Genomic DNA, 1,580 nt, shown 5'->3' on the forward strand with positions numbered 1-1,580 from the left:
TGCCCACCCGGACAGTCGTAGCGTTCGGGTCGGTTCGTGACGGTGTGTATTTGGGTGCTAGGCAGCGGGTTCGAGGGTGACTTTGAATCCTTGGGCTTCGAGCTTGGCGACGAGGCGGTTACGTTCCTTTTCGGGATCCATGCGTTTGGTGAAGTAGTCGGCACCGAGATCCTGGTAGAGGGCACCGGTGGCGAGCACGTGCCAGACGATCACGATCAGCTTGTGAGCGACGGCGATAATGGCCTTCTTTTTCGCGGCGGGGCTGCGGAACCCGCCGAACTTGCGGACCTGGTGGCGGTAGAACTCGCGTAGGTAACCATCGCCGCGTACCGCGGCCCACGCGCACTCGACCAGCACCGACTGCAGATATGGGTTGCCTTTGCGGCGTGCACCGTGATGTCGCTTGCCGGCAGATTCATGATTACCCGGACACAGCCCGACCCAGGAAGCCAAATGCTCGGCGGTAGGGAACCATGCCGCGGGCTCGGCGCTGATCTCGGAGATGATCACCGCTGAGGCATGGGCCCCGATACCCGGGATCGACGCGATCAACTCGCGCCGGGCACAAAAGGGCTGCATCATCGCCTCGATCTGCTCATCGAGGCGGCTGATCATCGCATCGAGCTGGTCGAGATGTTGCAGGTGCAGCTGACACATCAGCGCGTGATGGTCATCAAAGCGGCCCTCCAGTGCCCGCTGCAGATCCGGGATCTTCGAACGCATGCTGCCTTTGGACATCTCGGCGAGCACCTTGGGGCGACGTTCACCGTCGATGAGCGCCTCGACCATCGCCCGCACCGATTTGGTGGTGACCGACGACGCCACACTGTCGGCTTTGATCCCGGCGTCTTGGAGCACATTGCCCAGCCGCTGCTGCTCTGAGGTGCGGTGCTCAACGAGCTTGCGGCGGTAACGGATCACGTCGCGCACGGCTTTGATCTCGGCCGGTGGAATGAACGAACCCCGCAGCAGCCCGCATTCGAGCAGATGCGCCAACCATTCGGCATCCGAGAGATCGGTCTTGCGGCCCGGCACGTTCTTGGCATGCCCGGCATTGCAGACCAGCACCTCGAACTCGCCGTGTTCGAGCAGCGCGTGATAAACCGGCATCGAGTAGATCCCGGTTGCCTCCATCGCCACATGCGTCACACCGTGGCCACTTAGCCACCGCGCGCACTCCCGCAGCACACCATAGAAGGTCTTGAACGTGCGCTTGATCGTCTTACGCCCGTCGGGACCCTCACCCGGTACACGCACCGCTACCGCGATGATGTCCTTGCCGATATCAATACCGGCACACCACTCATAGAGAATCTGCATCCCACCAGCCCCTTTCCGGCGCAGGGTCGCAGCCAACAAAGCGTGCGCTGCATTGCAGAGCCCTCAAAAATTAACTAAGAGACTGGTACTCGCACTCACAGCAGCAACGGGGGGACACCCGCAGGCGGAGGGCTCCGGCGTCATTCTTTTGCACGGCCACACACAGCCAAGTGCCTTCGACGTCAGCAACGCAACGCACCCACCCGATTCTCATCCACCGCGAGCGGACGCGCCAGCGCCCATCCCCTTCTTTTGCGTCT

1 protein-coding gene is annotated in these 1,580 nt (G+C 62.1%); it reads right to left on the reverse strand.

Annotated elements, in window-relative coordinates; all coding sequences use genetic code 11:
* Positions 1-57: 57 nt before the first annotated feature.
* The gene (locus AC5Y36_RS25725; RefSeq protein ID WP_500043805.1) at positions 58-1,320 is read right to left on the reverse strand and encodes an IS110 family RNA-guided transposase; all 1,263 of its coding nucleotides are present in this window, start codon (positions 1,318-1,320) and stop codon (positions 58-60) included.
* Positions 1,321-1,580 lie beyond the last annotated feature (260 nt).

This window comes from Mycobacterium sp. NGS50 (assembly GCF_059812545.1).

Excerpts from the sequence above, each read along its gene's own strand:
- AC5Y36_RS25725 (WP_500043805.1), bottom strand. The coding sequence starts at position 1,320 with ATGCAGATTCTCTATGAGTGGTGTGCCGGTATTGATATCGGCAAGGAC.